The organism is Janthinobacterium sp. GMG1 (assembly GCF_034427795.1).
Taxonomy (GTDB): Bacteria; Pseudomonadota; Gammaproteobacteria; order Burkholderiales; family Burkholderiaceae_D; genus Janthinobacterium.
In genome coordinates this window covers 45186-65990 of the sequence record NZ_JAXQNT010000009.1, presented here as the reverse complement: position 1 = coordinate 65990, position 20805 = coordinate 45186, and the positions used below count along the sequence as shown (strand labels likewise).

Here is a 20805-nt window from a genome sequence, read left to right as displayed (position 1 = left end):
ACCGCTTACGCCTTGCTGATGAAGGGGGCGGCGAAGCGCGTGTCGACCAGGTCCGCGATGGCGCGGTTCAGGTCTGCACCGGGCTTGACCAGCGCTTCATCGACGAGGATGGGCGCGGCCACCAGCAGGGCCTTCACATGTTCGTTCGACGGCTGCGGATTGCTGAAGTCACTGCGCAGCTTTACCTGCAGCAGCGCCACCGGCAGGCTGACCTTGGCTTCTTCCGACAGGATCTTCGCCGCCTCGGCCGGATAGGCGCGTATCCAGGCGCGCGCCCGTTCGTAGGCCTGGATCACCTTGCCCACTTCGGCCGGCCGGCTGGCGAGGAATTCCTCGCGCACGTTCAGGAAGCCGTAGGTGTTGAAGGCCACGTTGCGGTAGATCAGGCGGGAACCCGCTTCGAGTTCGCTGGCGGCCATGTGCGGATCGAGTCCGGCCCAGGCATCGACCTTGCCCTGCTCCAGCGCCGCGCGGCCATCCGCATGCTGCAGGCTGACGTGTTCGATGTCGCCGCGTTTCAGGCCCGCCGTCTTCAATGCGCGCAGCAGGAACAGATACGGGTCGGTACCCTTGGTGGCGGCCACCTTCTTGCCCTTCAAGTCGGCGATGCTGCGGATGGGACTATCCTTGCGCACCACCAGCGCCGTCCACTCGGGGCGCGAAAAAATGTACGGCGCGCGGATAGGGTTGCCATTGGCGCGCGCCAGCAGGGCGGCCAGGCCGGCGCTTGAACCGATGTCGATGCTGTTGGCGTTCAGGTATTCGAGCGCGCGGTTGCTGCCTGCGCTGAGTACCCACTTGATGCTGGTGTCGTCCGGCTTGAACGCTTCTTCCAGCCAGCCGAAGCGGCGCAGCACCAGGCTGGCGGGCGAATAATAGGCGTAGTCGAGGCGCAGCTCCTTCAGCGGCGCTTGCGCGGCGGCGCGAGTGAGGCCGGGCAAGGCGGCGAGGGTGGCGCCGCTGGCGGCCAGTTGCAAGATGCTTCTGCGTTTCATGGTGTCCTTGAATGGGGAATTGGATGTGTCAAGCCGCTGCCAGGGTGGCGCTGCCCGGTGCGATGCTGACCTGGCGGCCTGCATGGTTGGCGGGCAGGCGCGGACCCTGGCCGAAGACCTTGTGGCGCAAGCTGCCTTCCTCGTAATGGGTGCGATAGCGGCCGCGCCGCTGCAGTTCCGGCACGATGTGTTCCACCACGTCGGCCATGCTGTCGTGTGCCACGGCGAAGGCGAGATTGAAGCCGTCGATGCCCGTTTCATCGAGCCAGCTTTCCAGCTGGTCGGCCACCTGGTGCGCATCGCCCACCAGTACCGGGCCGCGTCCGCCCAGGCCGATGTATTCGGCGGCTTCGCGCACCGTCCACGTGCGGTCCGGGTCGGCCTGGCTGAATGAGGCCAGCGCCGAGCGGCCGGCCGGGGAATCGATGTAGTCGATGGTGGCGTCGAGCGGATAGCGGCTGAAATCGACGCCCGTCCAGCCGGACAGCAGCACCAGGGCCGCCTCGATATTCACGTGGCGCAGGTAGTCGGCATGCTTGGCGCGCGCTTCTGCTTCCGTGGCGCCCGTGATGACCAGCGCCTGCGCGTAGATCAGCAGCGCGTCGCCATCGCGCCCGCTTTGCCGCACGGCGGCGCGCAGGTCGTCCGCATAGCGCTTCACCACCGTCTTGCTGGGGCCACTGACAAAGGTGGCTTCCGCATGGCGCGCCGCGAAGCGCGTGCCGCGCGGCGAGGTACCTGCCTGGTACAGCAGGGGCGTGCGCTGGGGAGACGGCTCGCACAAATGGATGCCGGGCACCTGGTAGTGACGCCCGGCATGGTTGATCGGATGGACTCTGGCCGGATCGGCGTAGATGCCGCGCGCCTTGTCGTTGACGACGGCGTCGTCATCCCAGCTTTTTTCCCACAGCTTGTAGACGACGTCCAGGTATTCGTCGGCCAGATCGTAGCGTTCGTCGTGGCCCAGTTGCTGGCTCAAGCCCAGGTTGCGCGCCGCGCTGTCTAAATAGCCGGTGACGATATTCCAGCCGATGCGCCCTTTCGACAGGTGGTCCAGCGTGGAAATGCGCCGCGCGAACGTGTACGGGTGTTCATAGGTGAGGGCGCAGGTGACGCCGAAACCCAGGTGCGTGGTCGCTTGCGCCATGATGGGCACGAGGGCCAGCGGGTCGTTCAGCGGCACCTGCACGCCGTGTTCCAGGGCCGCGTCGAGACTGTCCCTGTACACGTCATACACGCCCAGCACGTCGGCCAGGAACACCGCGTCGAACAGGCCCGCTTCCAGCAGCTGCGCCAGTTCCGTCCAGTGCGCGGGGTCCGTGTAGCGGTGGCTGCGGTCGCGCGCATGCGTCCACAGGCCTGGCGACTGGTGGCCGACGGTATTCATCTGGAAGGCGTTGAAGCGTATCGTCTTTGCCATGGCTTACTTGGCCGCCGTCTGCAACGCTTGCTGGTAGTCGGGTTTCGAATAGCCGGCAAAGTGCTTATTCGTGATGTCGAGGAATTCGCGCGAGCGGTAGGCGGCCGCCAGGTCCTTGGCGAACTGCTTGTCCTTGTCCGCCGTGCGGATGGCCACCAGGTTGATGTAGTTGGGCGAGATTTTCTCGGCTACCAGCGCCTCCGTCAGCTTCAATCCCGACGCCAGCGCGTAATTGCCATTGATGAAGGAGTAATCGGTGTCGCCCAGTGAACGTGGCAACTGCGCCGCTTCCAGCGGCAGCAGCTTGATTTTCTTCGTGTTGACGGCGATATCCTTTTCCGACGCGCGCACGGGGTCGAAGCTGGGGCGCAGCTTGATCCATCCCAATTGGTCGAGCAGCACCAGCGCGCGCGCCTGGTTGGTCGGATCGTTCGGCAAGCCCACCGTTGTGCCTTCCTTCACGTCGTCCAGGGTCTTGTGCTTCTTGCTGTAGATGGCAATCGGCGCCGTGGGTATCGTGATCAGGTCCGTCAGGGCCAGCTTGTGCTCCAGCGCGAATTTCTTCAGGTAGACGATGTGCTGGAAGACGTTGGCGTCCAGCGAACCCTCGGCCAGCGCGAAGTTCGGCTGGATGTAGTCATTGAATTCCACCAGCTTGACCTTGTAGCCCTGCTTTTCCAGGATAGGTTTGATGCCCAGCTTGATCTGGTCCGCGTACGGCCCGGCGCTGGTGCCGATGGTGATGTCTTTCGGGTCCTTGGCGTGGGCGAAGCTGCTCGCCAGGGCGAGTGACAGGGCGGTGAGGAGGATGCTGCGGCGGGCGATGGTCATGGTAGCTCCTTGGTGGGTGAATCAGGAATACGCCGTCGGCTCGGGCAGCGTGCCATTCAAGGCAAAGCGTCCCAGGTCGCGCAGCTTGTAGTCGATGGGGTCGTGCAGGGTATGCACGCGCACGTTGCGCCAGTAGCGGTCGAAGCCATACTGGGCCGAGGTGGAACGGGCGCCCGTCAGTTCGAACATCTGGCTGCTGATTTCCAGTCCCGCCTTGTGCGCCAGGCATTTGGCTTCGGCCACGGCCACTGCCAGCAAGCCACGTTCGCGCGCCGTCACCAGCGCGCTCTTGCGGAACACCTTTTCCAGTTCCTGCGCCGCCGCGTCGGCCAGCACCTGCGCGGGGCGCAGCAAGAGCCACAGCTGGCCATAGCGGTGCTGCACCAATGGGTCGTCCGTTGCCTTGGCCACGCCCGAGGCAAACCAGGCCTTTGCCTGCTCGTCCGTGTACAGGCGCGCCGCCTCGAACGCGCCTTCGGCGATGCCCAAATACAGATTGGCCATGATCAGCTGCGCGATCTGCGAGCGCACGGTCGCTTGCGGCGTGGCGGCTTGCGCGGGCGCCTGCAGCACCAGCTCCCGCGGCAAGGCGACCCCCTGGAAGTGCACATTGCCGCTGTCCGTCTGGCGCTGGCCGAAGGCGTCCCAGTCCGCCTGCACGGTGATGCCCTCCTGGTGCGTGGGCAGGGCGGCAATCAGCGCCGTCTGCGTGGGCGCATGCCAGGCGGAGACGGTCAGCCAGTCCGATCCCACGGAACCGGAAGAAAAGCTCTTGATGCCATCGAGGATATAGCCGTCGTCGCTGTCGGCCGCCGCGACCCGTTTGTCGAGCGGGTTCAAGGCATTGCCCCAGAACAGGCGCTCGTCAACGGTCAGGGTGAGCAGGCGGCGCTGCTGTTGGGCGCTGCCATACAGCTGCAGGCCGGCCAGCTGCAAATGGTGGAAGCCGAAGACATGCGCCAGCGCACTGTCGGCGCGCGCCAGGATGCGGATCACCTGGTACACGAGGGGCCACGACGCGCCTTGGCCGCCGAATTCCACGGGGATCGACAGGGTCAGCAAGCCCGATTCGCGCAGCCATTCGCGTTCCTGCGCCGCATGGCCGCCGGCCAGGTCGCGGGCATTGGCCGTTTCAGCCAGGCGCGCGGCCAGCGACGTGGCGATGCTGATCGCGTCCTGCAGGGGTTCCGGTACAGGCGGCTGGGGACGGGCGGCATGGAGAAAAACGCTAGACATGGGTGACATTCCAGAAAGACGATGACGCCGATATTGCACCGCCAGGCACGCGCCGTACACGAAGAAAACCGCGCATGGATATGCGAAAAAAGCCGTGCGGCTGAATGCACGATGGCGTGCGGGGCGTCAGGCCAGGATAGTCAAAAAACGCATATCGAAGCGCGAAAGCATTCGTTTTACCGGGCTGCTGATGGCGATAGGCTGCAAGCATCCGAGCAACGCCACTTTCAACAACCTACAGGGACGGGCATCACATGAGCATCTTGTTATTGGGCGGTAGCCCGCAACTCCCATCGAGTTCCAGCCGCCTGCTGCTGCATATCGGCGAACAACTGGCGCTGCAGGGCCATAGCTACGCCAAGCTGCATGTGCGCGACCTGCCGGCGCGCGCCTTGCTGCTGGCCGACTACGACGACGCGGCGATTGCCCGCGCCGTGCGCGCCGTGGCCGATGCCGACGCCATCGTGATCGCCACACCCATCTACAAGGCGTCGTATACAGGGCTGCTGAAAGCCTTCCTCGACTTGCTGCCGCAAGATGGCCTGGCCGGCAAGCTGGTGCTGCCGCTGGCCACGGGCGGCGGCCATGCCCACACCCTGGCGCTCGACTATGCGCTGCGTCCCGTGCTGCATGCGCTGGGCGCCAAGCAAGTCTTCACCAGCATCTATGCCAATGCGCAGCAACTGGCGTGGCACGAAGAAGGGGGCCTGAGCCTGGATGCGCCGATTGCCGACCGCGTGCAGGCCGGCATCGAGGAGCTCTCCACGGGCCTGTTCGTGCTGCACGGACAGCGCCCGCCCGCGCCGGCCGATATTTCGCTCCCCGTGCGTTCGCTGCAAGACCAGCCTTACGCGCCTCACTATCAAGCCGCCTGATTATTCACCGACCAAGGAACCGCCATGACACACCGCCACGCACAACGACTCTCGCGCCGTACCACCCTGGGCTTGCTGTTTGCCGCCGCCGGCGTGATGGCGGCCGGCATGCCGGTCACGGCGCAGGCGCAGGCGCAGGCCAAGGGTGAGGTCCAGGTGCAGATGCGTATTGGCTACCAGAAATACGGCACCCTGACCTTGCTGAAAGGGCGCGGCACCCTGGAAAAACGCCTGGCCGAGCAGGGCGTGGGCGTGAAATGGACGGAGTTCCCGGCCGGCCCCGTGCTGCTGGAGGGCTTGAACGTGGGCAGCATCGATTTCGGCACCGTGGGCGAGGCGCCGCCGATCTTCGCCCAGGCGGCCGGCGCCAACCTGGTGTATGTCGGCAATGAACCGGCGTCGCCGGCCAGCGAAGCCATCGTCGTGCCCAAGGGTTCCGGCCTGCGCACCCTGGCCGACTTGAAGGGCAAGAAAATTGCCCTGAACAAGGGCTCGAACGTGCATTACCTGTTATTGAAGGCGCTGGAAAAGGCCGGTGTCGCGTACGCCGACATCCAGCCCGTGTTCCTGCCGCCGGCCGATGCGCGCGCCGCCTTCGAGCGTGGCAGCGTGGACGCGTGGGCCATCTGGGATCCGTTCCTGGCGGCCGCCGAGAAGCAGCTGGGCGCCCGCGTGCTGGCCGATGGCAAGGGCCTGGTGGCCAACTACCAGTTTTACCTGGCCTCGCGCACGTATGCGGAAAAAAATCCCGAGATCCTGCGCATTGTGCTCGATGAAGTGGCCAAGGTCGACGACTGGGGCCGCAACAACCCGGAAGAAGTGGCGACGATCCTGTCGGCACAGACGGGGCTGGGCAAGGATGTGGTGGCGCTGGCCGCCTCGCGCTATGCGTATGGCGTCAAACCCGTGTCGGTCGACGTCATCGCGTCGCAGCAAAGGGTGGCCGATGCGTTTTCCAGCCTGAAGCTGATTCCGAAACCGATCGTCGTCAAGGATGCGCTGCTGCCCGTCAAGCAAGTCGCCACCAAATAAACAAAGAGAGATAGAGAACGCAATGTCATTGAATATATTCTGGTTCATTCCTACGCACGGCGACAGCCGCTATCTGGGCACGTCGCAGGGCGCGCGCCCCGTCGATGCCGATTATTTGCGCCAGGTGGCCGTTGCCGCCGACACGCTCGGCTACGACGGCGTGCTGTTGCCGACGGGCCGCTCCTGCGAAGATGCATGGGTGGTGGCCTCGTCGCTGATCAGCGTGACGCAAAAGCTCAAATTCCTCGTCGCCATCCGCCCCGGCCTGTCCACGCCCGGCCTGGCCGTGCGCATGGCGTCCACCTTTGACCGCCTGTCGAACGGGCGCCTGCTGATCAACGTCGTCACGGGCGGCGACCAGGGCGAGCTGGAAGCGGACGGCCTGTTTGCCGACCACGCCAAGCGCTACGAAATTTCCGATGAATTCATCAAGGTGTGGCGCGCCACCCTGGCGGGCGAGGGTGGCGCGGCCGGCTACGATTTCGAGGGCAAGCATATCCAGGTAAAGGGCGCGAAAACCCTGTATCCGCCCGTGCAGAAACCATATCCGCCCCTGTATTTCGGCGGCTCGTCGGAGCCCGCGCATGAACTGGCGGCCGAGCAGATGGACGTGTACCTGACGTGGGGCGAGCCACCTGCCGCAGTCGCCGAGAAAATCGCCGACATCCGAGCGCGCGCGGCAAAAAAAGGCCGCACGGTCCGGTTTGGCATCCGATTGCACGTGATCGTGCGCGAAACGAACGAGGCGGCCTGGCGCGCGGCCGATGAACTGATCAGCCACCTGGACGACGACATCATCGCCAAGGCACAGGCGGCCTTCGGCAAGATGGATTCCGTGGGGCAGCAGCGCATGGCGGCCCTGCATGGCGGACGGCGCGACAAGCTCGAAGTGTCGCCGAATCTGTGGGCCGGCGTGGGCCTGGTGCGCGGCGGCGCGGGCACGGCCCTCGTCGGCGACGGCCCGACCGTGGTGGCGCGCATGCAGGAGTATGCCGACCTGGGTATCGACACCTTCATTTTCTCGGGCTACCCGCACCTGGAAGAATCGTACCGCTTTGCAGAACTGGTATTCCCCTTGCTGGGCAAGGGCAAGGCCGTGGGTGAGCAGTCACTGACGGGGCCTTTCGGCGAAGTCATGGCCAGCAATATCGTGCCGGTCGCGCCACAGAAAAAGGCGGCCTGAGATGGCGACGGCCGCCGTCAAGCATCAGCCAGGAACGTCCTGGCGTAATGCGCTGGCGCCGTGGGCCTTGCCCGTGGCGCTGCTGCTGGCCTGGCAACTGGCGGCGCAGTGGGGCTGGCTGTCGAGCCGCATCCTGCCCGAGCCGTGGGCCGTGGCGAAAGCCTTCTGGCACCTGGCCGTGTCGGGCGAATTGTGGCTGCACCTGAAAACGAGCTTGTGGCGCGCGACGGTCGGTTTCGTTATCGGCGCGGGACTGGGCTTGCTGCTGGGCCTATTGACGGGCAGCTTCCGCCATGCGGAAACCCTGCTCGACACGACCCTGCAAATGGTGCGCAACATCCCGGCCCTGGCCCTGATCCCGCTGGTGATCCTGTGGTTCGGCATCGACGAGACGGCCAAGCTGTTTCTGCTGGCTGTCGGCGTGTTCTTTCCCGTCTACCTGAACACCTTTCACGGCATCCGCTCGGCCGACCAGGGGCTGATCGAAATGGCGAAAAGCTATGGTCTTTCGGGCTGGCCCTTGTACCGCGACGTGATCCTGCCGGCTGCCATGCCATCGATCCTCGTTGGCGTGCGCTTTTCGCTGGGCCTCGTGTGGGTGCTGCTGATCGTCGCCGAAACCATCTCGGCGCAGGCCGGCATCGGCTACATGACCATGAATGCGCGCGAATTCCTGCAAACGGACGTAGTGCTGGTGGGGATTTTGCTGTACGCCTTGCTGGGCAAGCTGGCCGATTTGTTCTCGCGCCGGCTGGAACGCCATTGCCTGCGCTGGAATCCCGCTTACCGATAGTGACGAAATGACGAAGGAAGACATCATGCTGCTCGCCCCCATCCAGATCGAAACGGATTTTTTGTCGCACTTCGTCCAGTACGACCCGGCCAGCGCGCCGCAGGCCAGGGCCGCGCCGCAGGCTCCCTCGGCGCGCCGAGGCGTGCCTTTGGAACTGACGCAATTGAGCAAGGCCTATGGCGAACGTCCCGTGCTGAAGAACGTCGACCTGCAGCTGGAAGCGGGAGAGTTCGTTGCCATCGTGGGACGCAGCGGCTGCGGCAAGAGCACCTTGCTGCGTTCGATCGCGGGGCTGGAAAGCGTCGATGACGGCAGCATCGCCATCGGCAGCGGCGTGGGCGCGCCCGACATCCGCATCATGTTTCAAGAGTCACGTTTGCTGCCGTGGAAAACGGTGCTCGACAACGTGGCCTTGGGCCTGCCCCGTTCCGTCGGTGCGGCCGCCGCTTCGCTGTGGACGGTGGGACTGGCCGAACGGGCGGACGACTGGCCGTCAGCCCTGTCGGGCGGGCAGAAGCAACGGGTGGCGCTGGCGCGCGCCCTCGTGCACGAGCCGCAACTGCTGCTGCTCGACGAGCCCCTGGGCGCGCTGGACGCCCTGACGCGCATCGAGATGCAGCAGCTGATCGAGTCGCTATGGCTGGCGCGCGGTTTCACGGCCGTGCTGGTGACGCACGACGTGGCCGAAGCCGTGGCCCTGGCCGACCGGGTACTGCTGATCGAGGATGGGCAGATCACGCTGGACGTGCAGGTGGACTTGCCGCGACCGCGCCAGCGCGGCCATGCGGCCTTCGCCGCGCTGGAGCAGGCTATCTTGTCGCGGGTGCTGCAGCCATCTCGGCCAGGACAATAAAGCCGTCGCCATCGACGCTTGCCACGATGTTCTCGTAGCTGTCGATGGCAGGGTGGCGCGTGGCCAGCGGGTGCGCGTGCGTGGCGGTGACCACGATGACTTTCGCGCCAGCCGCTTCGCCCGCCTCGATGCCGACGGACGCATCTTCGAACACCAGGCAGTCAGCGGGCGCCACGCCCAGTTTTTCCGCCGCCAGCAGGTAGCAATCGGGTTTCGGCTTGCCGGCCTTGACGTCTTCCGCCGTCACCATGATGGCGGGTATCGGCATGCCGGCCGCCTTCAGGCGCGCCGTGGCCAGTGCCCTCGGCGCCGAGGTGACGATGGCCCATTGCGCGGGCGGCAGCGATTCTAAAAAGCGCAGCGCGCCCGCGATTTCAATAATCCCTTCCACATCGATGATTTCCGCATCCGTGATGCCCTGCGACTCGCGCTGCGCGTCGACGCCGGGCAAGCGCAGTTTGGCGATGGTATCGACCGAGCGCGCACCGTGGATGGTGGGCAAAAAGGCCGCCACATCGAGGCCCCGGCGCTGCGCCCAGGTGCCCCAGATGCGTTCGGCGGCGGCGATGGAATTGATGACGGTGCCGTCCATGTCAAACAAAAAAGCCCGATAGCGGCCGGCGGCCGATGGTGTCGGGGATGAAGACGGCGAGGGCAGTGCGGACATGGCTTCCTTCCAGATGATGGGCTGGAAGCCATTGTAACGGCAGCCGGTTTTTATTTCACAGGTAGACCGATTCAAAGCGGGCCACGGGCGCGCCATCCTTGAGCAGGATCAGGTACTCGCCTTCGAAACGGTAGCCCGTCACGCTGTTCAAGTTGGCCAATACCGCGCTTTCCAGCTGCATCAGGGGCGGCGGGCAGGCCATGCGCGTGCCGGCAAGTTGCGTGAAGCGCAGGGCCTGCCCGGCCAGCGTATAGCCGCCCATCACGCGGTTGCAGCCCGTGAAACCATGGACCTTGCCATCGTCGGTGAGGGTGATGCGCACTTCGCGCTCCTGCTCCGGCGCCATCGTCACGGCGGCGCCATCGAGTTCCGTCAGCTTCCAGTAGGTATTCGTCAGGCTGTAGCTGGGCGTCAGGCCGGTGTCCGGCTTGGCGCTGTCGGACGTGGCGGCGCAGCCGCCGGCCATGGCGATGGCGGCGGCGAGGGACAGGTATTTCAGGCGATGCAGCATGGGAGGTTCCTGTTCATGGGGGGAATAGCCGCCAGACTAGCAGTTTTCCCGTGCCTGCCCGCGTACCGTAGCGGCGATTGTTTCCATTTTGCCAGTCCTGGCATTAAACTCATGCTTTCTATTGTTTTAACGTTGATCGGGGAGCCGGGCCGATGCTGCAAGCGCAAGCGCTGGATAATCGACTGGTCGCCACCAGTGCCGACGACGTGCTGGTCGACCGTATCGTGCCCGGCGCGCCGCTGGTCATCGCCTTCGGCTTCGTCTCGTGGACCACGCGTCCCGCCTTTGATTTTTACGGCCGGCTGAGAAAGCTGGAGCAGGCCAGCGGCCAGCCGCTGAACAAGATCCTCGTGCGCGATTCGGGCAATGCCTGGTACCACCGCCGCATCGCGGGCCTGGGCAACCACGTCGACGAGACGGCGCAGGCCTTGCGCGAGCTCGTGCGCCGCATCGCACCGAGCCAGGTCACGACCCTCGGCCAGTCCATGGGCGCGTACGCGGCCGTCATGTATGGCTTGCTGCTCGATGTGCAGCAGATCGTCGCCTTCGGGCCATTGTCCTTCCTCGACGTGCGGCAGGCCCGCTTGTACCATGAGCTGCGCTGGCTGCCCGTGATGGAGTCGCTGGCGCAAGACCCGCCAGCGTCCGGCTACTACGACCTGGCGGCCCTGTGCCGCGCCAGGGCGACGGACGCCACGCAGCTGCACCTGGTGTTCGGCACGCGGCCCGATGTGGCCAATCCGGGGGCCAGTGCCAGCGAATCGGTCAACCTCGACGCCATGCACGCGCAGCGCCTGGCCGCGTTCGGCCGCTGCACCTTGCACCCGTATCCGCAGTCGGGCCATGCGGTGGTGCAGCACCTGATCGACACGAAGCGCATCAACGGCTTGCTGGCCACATGCATACTCGGTCTCACGCTGGAAGATGAACCGATGCCGGAGATAGGCGCGGCATGGCAGGACTGGGTGGCGGAAAACCTGCGTTTGGGCTGCGCCGGTGAGCAGCTGGTGGCGGTGCTGCAGCAGCACGGTTTTTCGCTGGCCAGCAGCATGGCTGCCGTGGCTGCCGTTGCTGCCGCCCGCGCCAAGGCCCTATGACGCCGCAGTTCGAACTCGATACCCTGAAAATGCGCATCGCCGCGCCCGAACTGGCGGCGCTCGACTTGCGCGTGCGGGTGCAGCGCGCACTGCGCCAGCTGATACTCGACGGCGTGCTGGCGCCGGGCCTGCGCTTGCCGGCCACGCGGGCGCTGGCGCAGTCGCTGGGCGTGTCGCGCGATACGGTGGAAATGGCGTATGCGCAGCTGCGCCTCGATGGCTATCTGCGGCGACAAGCGGGATCGGGCAGTTTTGTGTCGCCGACCATAGGCGCGAGCTTGCTGGGCAAGCCTGCGACGGCGCTGCCGCCCTTGTCCGTGCAGCCAGTGGCCCTCAGCGTGCGCGGCGCGCAGATTCTCGCCAGCGGCGGCGTGCTTGATCAGCAAAGCGTCAAGGCCTTCGCCACGGGCTTGCCGGAAACGCGGGCCTTTCCACTCGACGTGTGGGAGCGCTTGCGGCGCCAGGCGGCCGGCGAACACCAGGCCGGCGTACTGCTGCACGGCGACCCGCAAGGCGCAGAGCCTTTGCGGCAGGCCATCGCCGACTATGTGAACCTGGAGCGGGGCGCGCGTGCCACGGCCAGCCAGGTGCTGGTGCTGAGCAGCACGCGCCAGGCCCTGTACCTGTGTGCGCAGGTGCTGGCCGACGCGCATGGCCCCATCCTGATGGAAGACCCCGGCTATTTCGGCGCGCGCAAGGCGTTCGAGATGGCGCAATTACGAATCGTGCCCGTGCCCGTCGATGCGGATGGCTTGTCCATCGAGCACCTGCGGGCGGATCGCAGCGGCGCGAACACGGTGTATGTCACGCCGTCGCATCAATACCCGACGGGCGCCACCCTGGCGCTCGAACGCCGCCTGGCCCTGACCGCCTGGGCGGCCGAACGCCAGGGCTGGATCATCGAGGACGATTACGACAGCCAGTTCCACTATGCGGGTTTGCCGACGGCGTGCGTGCAGGGGCTCGACACGCGGCAGCGCACGATTTACCTGGGCACCTTCGCCAAATCGCTGTATCCGGGGCTGCGCATCGGCTACATGGTGCTGCCGCCCGCGCTGGTGCAACCGATGACCCATGCACGCAGCATTGTCGATGGCCACACGCCGCAACTCGATCAATTGACACTGGCCCGTTTCATCGCCGATGGCCATTTCGCGGCCCATGTGCGCGCCATGCGCAAGGTCTATGCCGTGCGCCGCGATGCGATGGCGCAGGCCGTGCAGCGGCACTTGCCGCACGTGGTCACGGCGCAGCTGCCGCCGGGCGGCTTGCAGATGCCCTGTCTGCTGCACGAGGGCAGGGACGAGCTGGACACGATACGCCTGGCGGCCCAGGCGGGCATCGTGCTGCCGGGCCTGAGCCGGCTGTATGCGACGCCGCCCGCCCGTGGCGGCTGGCTGCTGGGCTTTGCGGCGCTCACGCCGCACGAGATCGACAGCGGCATCGTCCGTCTGGCGCGCGCCCTCGGTTAATGCTGTCAAAGTGGTCTGTTGTATGCGCTTGAATTGGCCTGCTTGAGCAGTCCATGTGGCCATTAATATGCTCGCTTTCAATGGCAGAGGCATATACATGACAACAACCACAACAACCGCCGCCATGGCCGACCGGGCGCGCTGGCGCGACCTGGCGTCCCCCGCCATGGCCGCCTTCATTTCCGTCCTCGTCAACTATGGCGGCACCTTCGTGCTGGTATTCCAGGCGGCCCAGCTGGCCCAGCTGAGCGCCGCGCAGACGGCGTCCTGGGTCTGGTCGCTGAGCATCGGCGTGGGCGTGACGGGCATCTGGCTCAGCTACCGCTACCGCGCGCCCATCATCACTGCCTGGTCCACGCCCGGCGTGGCCTTCCTGGCCACCGTCATGCCGCATACGCCGTATGCCGAGGTGATCGGCGCCTACATGGTGTCCGCCATCGCCTTCATTCTGCTGGGCATGTCCGGCGCCTTCGAGCGCCTGGTGCGCCTGATTCCTGGTGGCATCGCCGCCGGTTTGCTGGCCGGCATCCTGCTGCAGTTTGGTGTGAATGCATTCGGCGGCGCCAGCGCCGATCCCGTGCTGGTCGTGGTATTGCTGCTGTCGTACGCCGTGCTGCGCCGTTTCACGGCACGCTTTGCCGTGGTGGGCATCATGCTGATCGGCCTGGCCCTGCTGCTGGCGCAGGGGCGCATCGATGCGCAAGGTATCGAGCTGGCCCTGGCCGCGCCCGTGTTCGAGATGCCGCGCTTTTCCGTGGCGTCCCTGCTGGGCGTGGCGTTGCCCCTGTTCCTGATCACCCTGACGGGGCAATACATGCCCGGCATGCTGGTGCTGCGCAATGACGGTTACCAGGTCAGCGCCAATCCGATTTTGACGGTGACGGGACTCGGTTCGTTGCTCATGGCGCCGTTCGGCGCGCATGCGTTCAACGTGGCTGCCATCACGGCCGCCATCTGCACGGGCAAGGATGCGCATGCGGACCCGTCGAAGCGCTATGTCGCGGGGCTGGCGTGCGGCGTGCTGTACATCCTGGTGGGCATCTTCGGCGTCACCCTGGCCAGCCTGTTCATGGTCTTGCCGAGCCCCTTCATCACGGCGCTGGCGGGCCTGGCCCTGCTGGGCGCCATCGGCAACAGCCTGGCGCAGGCCATGGCGGACGTGCGCATGCGCGAAACGGCGCTGATCACCTTCCTGGCGACGGCCGCGAACGTGACCCTGCTGGGCGTGGGCGGCGCCTTGTGGGGGCTGGCGGCCGGGTTGGCGGCGCATGGGCTGATGCATGGCTGGCGCAAGGCGGCATAGCAAGATATGTTGCCCGTTGTGCCAGTCGCCGCATACAATTGCTGCGCCCGTGCCCGTTGGCACCGTACTTTCCCCGATGTGAGCGATGGTCGACCTGACTTCCCTGGCGCAGTATCTGCTGGCGATCACGCCCGCCTTCCTCGTCTGCGCCGCCTTGCTGCTGGCCACTCCACGGACGGTCCCGCTGCTGCGCGTGCTCGTGCACATGCTGTTTTTCGTGCTGGCGCGCGACGCGATGACGGCGCACGGCTACTGGCAAGTGGCGGCGGGCGGCTTGCGCTTCACGGCGCCGCCGCTGGTCTTGCTGGCGCTGGGCGCCATGTCGCTGGGGCTGGTGGCAAGTACTTGCTGGCTGGAAAGCGAGGCGCGCCGCCAGATCCGCTGGCTGGGCATGCGCCCGGCCCTGTCCGTGCTGCTGGGCGTGGCGGGCGCTTGCCTGATCGTCGCGCTGGCGACGGGCTTGAAAGTCCTGTTTGATTTGCCCTCGCTGGCGCCCGTCGCGCCATCCGCGCTGCCCTTGCTGCTGGGCTTTGCGCTGGCGGCCAACTGTTATGAGGAATTGCTGTTTCGCGGCTTGCTGCAGCAGCAATTGCGCGCCTGGCTGCCGGCCTGGCGCGCGGCGCTGGTGTCGGGCCTGCTGTTTGGCCTGTGCCACGCGTTTCTTGCCACCACCGTCACGCAGGTGGGCGCGCCCATCCTCGTGTTCACCGTGATCGAAGGCGTGGTGGGGGGGCTGGTATATTGCCGTGCCGGCTTGCTGGGCGCGTCCCTGGCCCATGGCCTGGCGATTTTTGCGCTGGCCGCCGGCTGGGTGTGAATCTTGTTGTTTACTTTCACTATTAATGAAAAGCGAGAAAGCGATGCCAGTCAGTTCCTACCTGAATACCCGTCCCGTCCTGGGCGAGCGCGTCTACCTGCATGACACGGCGCAAGTGATTGGCGATGTGCAGATCGGCGACGACTGCTCCATCTGGTGCAACAGCGTGCTGCGCGGCGACGTCAACCGCATCGTCATCGGCGAAGGCAGCAACATCCAGGACTTTTCCATGGGCCATGTGTCGCACAAGAACGCGGCCAAGCCCGACGGTTCACCCTTGACCATCGGCAAGTACGTGACCATCGGCCACTCCGTGATCTTGCATGGCTGCACGATTGGCGACGAGTGCCTGATCGGCATGGGCAGCATCGTCATGGATGACGTGGTGGTGGAAAAACACGTGATGCTGGGCGCGGGCAGCCTGGTGTCGCCGGGCAAGGTGCTGGAAAGCGGCCACCTGTACGTGGGCCGCCCCGCCGCCAAGGTGCGCGCACTGACGGACGCCGAGATCGCCTACCTGCGCTATTCAGCCGAGCATTATGTGCGCGTGAAGAACAACTACCTGGCAGGCGAACCGGGCTGATGCGTCAAGCTGGTGCCGTGGCCAGCGCATTGATGCGCGCCGCCATGGCGCGCGCATCAGGCACGCCCAGTACCAGGCGCGCCCATTTTTCGCCTTGCAATTCGATGACCAGTGGCTGCATGCCGCGCGTCATGAAGACGAACTGGCGATCGCCTCCCTTGTGGTAAGTACCCGCCGAAATGACTCCCGGCAAGTTGGTGCCCGGTGCGCGCAAGCCCAGGGCCGCGCCGCGGAAACCGTCATCGTCGGTGGCGCCACGCACATGCAGCAGGGGAATGCACAGGTTGCCGTGGAAGGATGCCAGCTTTTCCCACAGGGCCAGGCGGATCGTCAGTGCATCGTCGTTCAATTCGAGGCTGGGCATGGTGTCTCCTTCGGTGGTTGATCCAGATGGCTTAACAGGCGTTCGCCCAGCAGGCGGGATGTATCGGCGCCCGTGTCCAGCACGGCGGCACGGCACAGCGCCGTGATGGCGGCGTCAGAGGGCGCCAGTTCCTTCAGGGCGATGATCAGCAAATCGACCGCTTCTTCCCGCGCCGGCCAGCCAGGCTGCAGTGCCTGTGTCAGCACGCGCTCAAACAGATGGCGCTTGGAGCCGAAAGCCTTGTACAGGCTGCCGCGCAGCAAACCCGTAGCCTTGACCAGGTCATCGATCGACGCGGCGTTGTAGCCCAGGCTGCCAAAGACGGCGGCAGCCTGGCTGGTGACGGTCGCTTCGTCAAAGTTGCGTGGTCTGGCCATGGGGCAGGAGGTAAGGTGTCTGGCGGGGCGGGATGCCCGTTTCTGTTACCACTATATGCATTGGTGAACGATTGGTCAATAACTATCTGCGGTCTGCCGTTTCGCGCAGTTCCGGCCGCGGCGCCAAGTCTTGCGGCAGGCGCAGGCCGGAGACGAGGCCCAGGCGCCGCAACAGCAGCAGCATCCACCAGCCCGGGTCCCATTCGCCCGGCAGCAGGCCCAGCCTGGCTGAACCCGGATACGCGTGATGGTTGTTGTGCCAGCATTCGCCCATGGTCAGCAGTGAGGTCAGGCGGATATTCCTGCCTTGCACGGCGGCGCCGTCGACATGAAAGTGCATTTGCCCATGGTTGTGGGCGAAGTAGCCGATCAGCCAGTGACCGAGCACGCCGGCGCTGACCCGCGCGCAGACGCCCCAGCAAACCAGGCCCCAGCCGCCCCAGACGTAGAACAGCACGGCCCACGGCAGTTGCTGCAGCATCCAGGTTTTTTCCAGAAAAAGGTAAAAGCGATCGTGCGCGATGCGCGGCTCGATGGCGATGTGCGGCGGGTGGTCGAGGTCCAGACGGCAATGCAGTTGCCACCACGCATCGCGCCAGAAGCCGGCGCCATGGCGCAAATAGGGGTGGCAAGCGGGCAGGCGCTGCGCATAGTCGCGCAGTTCGTGCTGGCGCAGCAAGGCCAGCGGGCCGCTCAGGCCCACCAGCACGCCCAGGTACACGAGCAGGTATTCCAGCCATTTTGGGCATGCAAAGCTGTCGTGGATCAGCTTGCGGTGGCTGCCCAGCGAATGGCCGAACAGCAGGACGATGGCCGTGCTGACGATAAACAGCGCCACGCCCGTCCAGCTGAAGAAGCACAGGGCGCCAGTCGCGGCCCCGGCCAGCATGGCCGTCAGCCACAGCGATGGCCAAGGCGCGTAGCGCACTGTGCCGTCCAGCACGCTGTGCGCATGTGTGGCGCGGGCGCGGTGGCTGTCCAGGCTGGCTGCGATCATCAACCCTTGGGGGCCGACGACGGTTGCGTGTACTTGTCGAAGTTGGTGATGTAGTCGTTGAAGTTGTCGGTCAGCATGCGCTTGTACTGTTCCGTGAAGAAGGCCACGGCGCCTTCCTTCTCTTCCTGCATCTTGGCCACGTCGTTGCTCTTGCTGGCGACGAGGAAGGCGTTGAAGCGGGCCGCCGCGTACAGCAGCGAGGTGGCCACTTCATTGCCGCCGCTGTGCATGCATTGTTCATTGGCCAGGGCGATGACCTGGTCGGCGCGTTCCCAGAATTCCGGACCCGGTGCTGGTTTTGTCGTTGGTGTGCTCATAAAATCCCTCATGAAAGTGCGCGCCAGTCTACACAGGGGCGCGCGGGCTGTCCAGCCGCGCGGCTGCCAGTCAGGGCGCTTGCAGGATCTGTTCCACCAGCACGGCCAGCGGCTGGCGGATGTCGAGCACGATGCCGGTTTCGTCGGCCTGCAGGGGCTGCAGGGTGGCCAGCTGGCTGTCGAGCAGGCTGGGCGGCATGAAGTGACCAGGGCGCTGCAAACGGTTTTCCAGCACGGCGCGCGGGCCGTCCAGGTGGGCAAAGCGCAGGGCCGGGTCGCCTGCGCGCAGCACGTCGCGGTAGGCGCGTTTCAGGGCCGAGCAGGAGACGACGAGGCCGCTGCCTTGCGCGCGGGCCGTGGCGATGCGCTCGCGCAGGGCGGCCAGCCAGCCGGCCCGGTCGGCATCGTCGAGCGGGATGCCGGCCGCCATCTTGGCCACGTTTTCCGGGGGATGTACGTCGTCGCCTTCCACGTAGGGCACGCGCAAGGCTTCCGCCAGCCGGCTGCCGACGGCGCTCTTGCCGCAGCCGGACACGCCCATCACGACCCAGCGCACGGCGGGCACGCCCAGGCTCAAGGCGCCGAAACGATGACGGTGACGCGGCGGTTTTCTGCCTTGCCCGTTTTGCTGGCGTTCGAGGCCACGGGCTTGCTCATGCCCAGGCCCTTGACGGTGATGTTGTCGCGCGGAATGCCCGATGCGCTCATGGCGTCGGCCACCACGTTGGCGCGCGCCAGCGACAGCTTGTTGTTGTACGCTTCCGTGCCTTCGTTATCCGTATGGCCTTCCACGCGCATGTGGGTGATGCCCACTTTCAGCAGGGCGGCGCTGATCTTCTGGATGGCGACGCGGCTGGGCGGGATCAGCTTGGCGGCGTCGAATTCGAACAGCAGCTTGTCGGTAAAGCTCAGTTCCCAGCCTTCATCGGTCTGGTTGAAGCCTTGTTCCTTCAGGGTGGCGACTTGCTCGGCGTTGAACAGCGGTTTGGTCTCTGGCGTGCTCTGGCAGGCGGCCAGCAGGCCCAGCATGAATAGACCGAGGAAGCCGCGGCGTAATTGCGTGTAGATGAATTGCATGGTGTTGCTCCTTGGTTCAGGGGTGAATATGGGGTTGCGGCAGGCGCGCCACCTGGCGCGTGCCGCGTTGCGCCTGCTTGGCGCGGTACATGGCTTCATCCGCCGCGCCCACCAGCGAGACGGCGTCGATGGCGTGATCGGGGAAGACGGCCACGCCGATGGTCAGCGAGCTGACGATACTGTTGCCCGTGGGCAGTTCAATGGCTTGCGCCATGGCGGCGATGATGTTGTCGGCGATGTGCATGGCATCGCTGCTGTTGCGCAGCGGCTTGAGCAGGATGGCGAATTCGTCGCCGCCCAGGCGCGCCACCAGGTCGCCCTCGCGCAATTGCTGCTTGATGCGCGCGGCGATCGTCACCAGCACCCGGTCGCCCGAGGCATGGCCGAAGGTGTCGTTGATGTATTTGAAACGGTCGCTGTCGAGGAACAACACGGCCACCTTGCCATTGCCGACCCGCGCTTCGAGGATGGCGCGTTCCAGCTCCGCTTCCATGAAGGCGCGGTTCGACAGGCCCGTCAGGCTGTCGTGGTTGGCGCGGTGCGACAGCGAGGCGTTTTCCTTTTGCAGATGGCTTTGCCATGCTTCCAGTTCGTCGAGCAGGGCGTTGAAGTCGTCATTGATCTGGTTCAACTCAGCAATATTGGCCGGCGGCACGCGCAGTTCGAACGAGCGGTCGCGCCGCACGCGGTGGGCCGTTTCCGCCAGGTGGCGCAGCGGGGACGTGATTTCCGTTTCCATGCGGCGCGACAGGCGCACGGCGACGGCCAGGCTGAGCACCAGGCAAGCGAGCAGGCAGGACAGGCCGCTGAGCAGGAAAGGCAGCAGGCTGCGGCTGTGCGGCACCAGGGTGATGCTGCCGATGGCCTGTTCATCGTGCGTGATGGGGAAAACCAGCGAATCGGGCAGCATCCAGCCCGTCAGCGCGCGTTCGATGTAGTAGCGCGTGCCATGTTCGCCCCGCTCCCAGCGGGCCAGCACCTTGCCTGCCTTGTCGTTCACCTGCGCCCGGTCGATATCTTCATTGACGCCGATCAGGGCCAGCGCTTCCCTGGCGGCCATGGGGTCGCCAAAGACGACGGCCGCCTCCACCGTATAGCTCATCGAGCGGGCCACCAGGCGCAGGTTCTGGTCCGAATACACGCGCAGGGCCAGCAGCGCCACGGCCGTCAGGGTCAGGCCGGCCGCCAGCACGGCGATCAGCGACACGCTCAGGTGGGCGCGCCGCAGCACGCTGTCGAGCGTGGGACGGGGCTTGCGCACCAGTTTTTTTGGGATGCTGGCGCTCATGGCGGCGGTCCCTTGCGACGTGCAATTTGCAAGGCGTTCGGATGCACGCGCAGGCCGCTGCGGGCGATGGCGTCGAGGTTGACGTCAAAACCGATCTGCGCCTCGTTCAGGCGCAGGCAGAACATGGTGCCCACGGTGCAGGACGTGCCCGGTTCGGCGACCGATAAAATCGGCTTGCCGATGATCTGCGCCAGCAGGTGCTCGCGCTCGCCCTCGGGCAGGCTGCCCAGGTAGATGACGTCGCATTCGCTGGCCGCGCTGGCCACTGCCGGGATTTTCACGCGGATGCGCTGGCCCAGGCTGGAGGCGGGCGTGTCGACGATGGCCGCGCCGTAGCGGGGCGCACCGACCATGCAGACGCGCACTTCCTGGCGCGCCACGGGCCAGCGCACATAACTGATGATGCCAAACAGGACCTGGGCCACCTCGGCCGGACGCCTGGCGTCGGCCGCCGCGCCCGTTTGCGCCCACGCCGCGCACGGCGCCAGCGCGCTGCAGGCAAGCAACGAGGCCAGCAGCGCGACAGCGAACAGGGCAGGCAGCGCATGGCGCTGCCGGTGGCGAGGGAAGGAGGGCACGGCGTCGGTGTCTTTATTCAGGTCGGGTGGCTACTTAAAATGTTACTCAGCAACACAGACTCTACGGAAGTCCCGGTTGAAAGTAAATCACGGCGCTACGCCATACAACCTTGCATTATAAACACGAATGTTAAAACTT

General features: G+C 65.6%; 24 protein-coding genes. 10 read left to right on the top strand and 14 right to left on the bottom strand.

What is annotated here, in order from left to right; genetic code table 11:
• Nucleotides 1-5: 5 nt before the first annotated feature.
• The 4 genes from SJI03_RS21845 to SJI03_RS21830 are packed head-to-tail and all read right to left on the bottom strand — an operon-like array spanning nt 6 to nt 4482.
• On the bottom strand, nt 6-995 hold the full coding sequence (locus tag SJI03_RS21845) for an aliphatic sulfonate ABC transporter substrate-binding protein (protein WP_322428560.1): 990 nt from the start codon (nt 993-995) through the stop codon (nt 6-8).
• Between the two features lie 28 nt (nt 996-1023).
• Nucleotides 1024-2415 carry an LLM class flavin-dependent oxidoreductase gene (locus SJI03_RS21840; protein ID WP_322428559.1) on the bottom strand — a complete coding sequence of 464 codons (1392 nt, stop codon included), beginning with the start codon at nt 2413-2415 and terminating at the stop codon, nt 1024-1026.
• A 3-nt stretch (nt 2416-2418) separates the two neighbouring features.
• Nucleotides 2419-3246 (bottom strand): MetQ/NlpA family ABC transporter substrate-binding protein, encoded by an 828-nt coding sequence (locus tag SJI03_RS21835; protein ID WP_322428558.1) that lies wholly within the window; start codon nt 3244-3246, stop codon nt 2419-2421.
• A 21-nt stretch (nt 3247-3267) separates the two neighbouring features.
• Nucleotides 3268-4482, bottom strand: coding sequence for an acyl-CoA dehydrogenase family protein (locus SJI03_RS21830; RefSeq protein WP_322428557.1), 1215 nt, complete (start codon nt 4480-4482; stop codon nt 3268-3270).
• 254 nt (nt 4483-4736) lie between these two features.
• On the opposite strand from SJI03_RS21830, the gene ssuE reads away from it, so the two are divergent.
• Genes ssuE through SJI03_RS21805 form a run of 5 tightly spaced genes read left to right on the top strand, consistent with a single transcriptional unit; the run spans nt 4737 to nt 9218 of the window.
• Nucleotides 4737-5357, top strand: a complete 621-nt coding sequence (gene ssuE / locus SJI03_RS21825) for an NADPH-dependent FMN reductase (protein WP_322428556.1) — start codon at nt 4737-4739, stop codon at nt 5355-5357.
• Nucleotides 5358-5381: 24 nt separating this feature from the next.
• Nucleotides 5382-6389 carry a sulfonate ABC transporter substrate-binding protein gene (locus SJI03_RS21820; RefSeq protein WP_322428555.1) on the top strand — a complete coding sequence of 336 codons (1008 nt, stop codon included), beginning with the start codon at nt 5382-5384 and terminating at the stop codon, nt 6387-6389.
• Between the two features lie 22 nt (nt 6390-6411).
• Nucleotides 6412-7572, top strand: coding sequence for an FMNH2-dependent alkanesulfonate monooxygenase (gene ssuD, locus SJI03_RS21815; protein WP_099379649.1), 1161 nt, complete (start codon nt 6412-6414; stop codon nt 7570-7572).
• Nucleotide 7573: 1 nt separating this feature from the next.
• Nucleotides 7574-8365, top strand: a complete 792-nt coding sequence (gene ssuC, locus SJI03_RS21810; protein WP_322428554.1) for an aliphatic sulfonate ABC transporter permease SsuC — start codon at nt 7574-7576, stop codon at nt 8363-8365.
• Between the two features lie 25 nt (nt 8366-8390).
• The gene (locus SJI03_RS21805) at nt 8391-9218 is read left to right on the top strand and encodes an ATP-binding cassette domain-containing protein (protein WP_322428553.1); all 828 of its coding nucleotides are present in this window, start codon (nt 8391-8393) and stop codon (nt 9216-9218) included.
• Here the strand turns inward: SJI03_RS21805 and SJI03_RS21800 are convergent.
• Both SJI03_RS21800 and SJI03_RS21795 read right to left on the bottom strand, forming a co-directional pair.
• Nucleotides 9175-9885 carry an HAD-IA family hydrolase gene (locus tag SJI03_RS21800; protein WP_322428552.1) on the bottom strand — a complete coding sequence of 237 codons (711 nt, stop codon included), beginning with the start codon at nt 9883-9885 and terminating at the stop codon, nt 9175-9177. The genes SJI03_RS21805 and SJI03_RS21800 overlap by 44 nt on opposite strands.
• Before the next feature lie 55 nt (nt 9886-9940).
• Nucleotides 9941-10396 (bottom strand): META domain-containing protein, encoded by a 456-nt coding sequence (locus SJI03_RS21795; protein ID WP_322428551.1) that lies wholly within the window; start codon nt 10394-10396, stop codon nt 9941-9943.
• A 152-nt stretch (nt 10397-10548) separates the two neighbouring features.
• On the opposite strand from SJI03_RS21795, the gene SJI03_RS21790 reads away from it, so the two are divergent.
• From SJI03_RS21790 to SJI03_RS21770, 5 genes are all read left to right on the top strand, one after another.
• Complete coding sequence (locus SJI03_RS21790) at nt 10549-11493, top strand: hypothetical protein (protein WP_322428550.1); 945 nt, start codon at nt 10549-10551, stop codon at nt 11491-11493.
• Nucleotides 11490-12965, top strand: a complete 1476-nt coding sequence (locus tag SJI03_RS21785) for a PLP-dependent aminotransferase family protein (RefSeq protein WP_322428549.1) — start codon at nt 11490-11492, stop codon at nt 12963-12965. The genes SJI03_RS21790 and SJI03_RS21785 overlap by 4 nt, the downstream gene beginning before the upstream one ends.
• Before the next feature lie 124 nt (nt 12966-13089).
• Nucleotides 13090-14268 carry a benzoate/H(+) symporter BenE family transporter gene (locus tag SJI03_RS21780; protein WP_416208779.1) on the top strand — a complete coding sequence of 393 codons (1179 nt, stop codon included), beginning with the start codon at nt 13090-13092 and terminating at the stop codon, nt 14266-14268.
• Nucleotides 14269-14353: 85 nt separating this feature from the next.
• Nucleotides 14354-15085 (top strand): CPBP family intramembrane glutamic endopeptidase, encoded by a 732-nt coding sequence (locus SJI03_RS21775; protein WP_322428547.1) that lies wholly within the window; start codon nt 14354-14356, stop codon nt 15083-15085.
• Nucleotides 15086-15128: 43 nt separating this feature from the next.
• Nucleotides 15129-15668: a gamma carbonic anhydrase family protein gene (locus tag SJI03_RS21770; protein ID WP_322428546.1), complete on the top strand. Its 540-nt coding sequence runs from the start codon at nt 15129-15131 to the stop codon at nt 15666-15668.
• A 4-nt stretch (nt 15669-15672) separates the two neighbouring features.
• On the opposite strand, the gene SJI03_RS21765 is transcribed toward SJI03_RS21770, so the two are convergent.
• The 8 genes from SJI03_RS21765 to SJI03_RS21730 all read right to left on the bottom strand — a co-directional run bounded on the left by SJI03_RS21765 (nt 15673) and on the right by SJI03_RS21730 (nt 20666).
• On the bottom strand, nt 15673-16032 hold the full coding sequence (locus SJI03_RS21765; protein WP_322428545.1) for a hypothetical protein: 360 nt from the start codon (nt 16030-16032) through the stop codon (nt 15673-15675).
• A complete protein-coding gene (locus SJI03_RS21760) occupies nt 16014-16409 on the bottom strand; it encodes a helix-turn-helix domain-containing protein (protein WP_099379638.1) in 396 nt (131 codons plus the stop codon). Before SJI03_RS21760 ends, SJI03_RS21765 begins: the two co-directional genes overlap by 19 nt.
• 82 nt (nt 16410-16491) lie before the next feature.
• Entirely contained in the window at nt 16492-17406 is a 915-nt protein-coding gene (locus SJI03_RS21755; RefSeq protein ID WP_322428544.1) for an acyl-CoA desaturase, read from the bottom strand.
• On the bottom strand, nt 17406-17723 hold the full coding sequence (locus tag SJI03_RS21750; RefSeq protein WP_034782889.1) for a DUF3144 domain-containing protein: 318 nt from the start codon (nt 17721-17723) through the stop codon (nt 17406-17408). The genes SJI03_RS21755 and SJI03_RS21750 overlap by 1 nt, the downstream gene beginning before the upstream one ends.
• Before the next feature lie 70 nt (nt 17724-17793).
• Nucleotides 17794-18264: a gluconokinase gene (locus tag SJI03_RS21745; protein ID WP_322428660.1), complete on the bottom strand. Its 471-nt coding sequence runs from the start codon at nt 18262-18264 to the stop codon at nt 17794-17796.
• A gap of 32 nt (nt 18265-18296) precedes the next feature.
• Nucleotides 18297-18800, bottom strand: coding sequence for an OmpA family protein (locus tag SJI03_RS21740; protein ID WP_099379637.1), 504 nt, complete (start codon nt 18798-18800; stop codon nt 18297-18299).
• Between the two features lie 16 nt (nt 18801-18816).
• A complete protein-coding gene (locus tag SJI03_RS21735) occupies nt 18817-20088 on the bottom strand; it encodes a diguanylate cyclase domain-containing protein (protein ID WP_099379636.1) in 1272 nt (423 codons plus the stop codon).
• Nucleotides 20085-20666: a YfiR family protein gene (locus SJI03_RS21730; protein WP_233516276.1), complete on the bottom strand. Its 582-nt coding sequence runs from the start codon at nt 20664-20666 to the stop codon at nt 20085-20087. The genes SJI03_RS21735 and SJI03_RS21730 overlap by 4 nt, the downstream gene beginning before the upstream one ends.
• Nucleotides 20667-20805: the final 139 nt, after the last annotated feature.

Excerpts from the sequence above, each read along its gene's own strand:
- SJI03_RS21830 (WP_322428557.1), bottom strand. The coding sequence starts at position 4,482 with ATGTCTAGCGTTTTTCTCCATGCCGCCCGTCCCCAGCCGCCTGTACCG.
- SJI03_RS21780 (WP_416208779.1), top strand. The coding sequence starts at position 13,090 with ATGGCCGACCGGGCGCGCTGGCGCGACCTGGCGTCCCCCGCCATGGCC.
- SJI03_RS21785 (WP_322428549.1), top strand. The coding sequence starts at position 11,490 with ATGACGCCGCAGTTCGAACTCGATACCCTGAAAATGCGCATCGCCGCG.
- SJI03_RS21820 (WP_322428555.1), top strand. The coding sequence starts at position 5,382 with ATGACACACCGCCACGCACAACGACTCTCGCGCCGTACCACCCTGGGC.
- SJI03_RS21775 (WP_322428547.1), top strand. The coding sequence starts at position 14,354 with ATGGTCGACCTGACTTCCCTGGCGCAGTATCTGCTGGCGATCACGCCC.
- SJI03_RS21755 (WP_322428544.1), bottom strand. The coding sequence starts at position 17,406 with ATGATCGCAGCCAGCCTGGACAGCCACCGCGCCCGCGCCACACATGCG.
- SJI03_RS21740 (WP_099379637.1), bottom strand. The coding sequence starts at position 18,800 with ATGCAATTCATCTACACGCAATTACGCCGCGGCTTCCTCGGTCTATTC.
- SJI03_RS21805 (WP_322428553.1), top strand. The coding sequence starts at position 8,391 with ATGCTGCTCGCCCCCATCCAGATCGAAACGGATTTTTTGTCGCACTTC.
- ssuC (WP_322428554.1), top strand. The coding sequence starts at position 7,574 with ATGGCGACGGCCGCCGTCAAGCATCAGCCAGGAACGTCCTGGCGTAAT.
- SJI03_RS21765 (WP_322428545.1), bottom strand. The coding sequence starts at position 16,032 with ATGCCCAGCCTCGAATTGAACGACGATGCACTGACGATCCGCCTGGCC.
- SJI03_RS21770 (WP_322428546.1), top strand. The coding sequence starts at position 15,129 with ATGCCAGTCAGTTCCTACCTGAATACCCGTCCCGTCCTGGGCGAGCGC.
- SJI03_RS21750 (WP_034782889.1), bottom strand. The coding sequence starts at position 17,723 with ATGAGCACACCAACGACAAAACCAGCACCGGGTCCGGAATTCTGGGAA.
- SJI03_RS21840 (WP_322428559.1), bottom strand. The coding sequence starts at position 2,415 with ATGGCAAAGACGATACGCTTCAACGCCTTCCAGATGAATACCGTCGGC.
- SJI03_RS21800 (WP_322428552.1), bottom strand. The coding sequence starts at position 9,885 with ATGTCCGCACTGCCCTCGCCGTCTTCATCCCCGACACCATCGGCCGCC.
- SJI03_RS21795 (WP_322428551.1), bottom strand. The coding sequence starts at position 10,396 with ATGCTGCATCGCCTGAAATACCTGTCCCTCGCCGCCGCCATCGCCATG.
- SJI03_RS21845 (WP_322428560.1), bottom strand. The coding sequence starts at position 995 with ATGAAACGCAGAAGCATCTTGCAACTGGCCGCCAGCGGCGCCACCCTC.
- SJI03_RS21735 (WP_099379636.1), bottom strand. The coding sequence starts at position 20,088 with ATGAGCGCCAGCATCCCAAAAAAACTGGTGCGCAAGCCCCGTCCCACG.
- ssuE (WP_322428556.1), top strand. The coding sequence starts at position 4,737 with ATGAGCATCTTGTTATTGGGCGGTAGCCCGCAACTCCCATCGAGTTCC.
- SJI03_RS21835 (WP_322428558.1), bottom strand. The coding sequence starts at position 3,246 with ATGACCATCGCCCGCCGCAGCATCCTCCTCACCGCCCTGTCACTCGCC.
- SJI03_RS21745 (WP_322428660.1), bottom strand. The coding sequence starts at position 18,264 with ATGGGCGTGTCCGGCTGCGGCAAGAGCGCCGTCGGCAGCCGGCTGGCG.
- SJI03_RS21760 (WP_099379638.1), bottom strand. The coding sequence starts at position 16,409 with ATGGCCAGACCACGCAACTTTGACGAAGCGACCGTCACCAGCCAGGCT.
- SJI03_RS21790 (WP_322428550.1), top strand. The coding sequence starts at position 10,549 with ATGCTGCAAGCGCAAGCGCTGGATAATCGACTGGTCGCCACCAGTGCC.
- ssuD (WP_099379649.1), top strand. The coding sequence starts at position 6,412 with ATGTCATTGAATATATTCTGGTTCATTCCTACGCACGGCGACAGCCGC.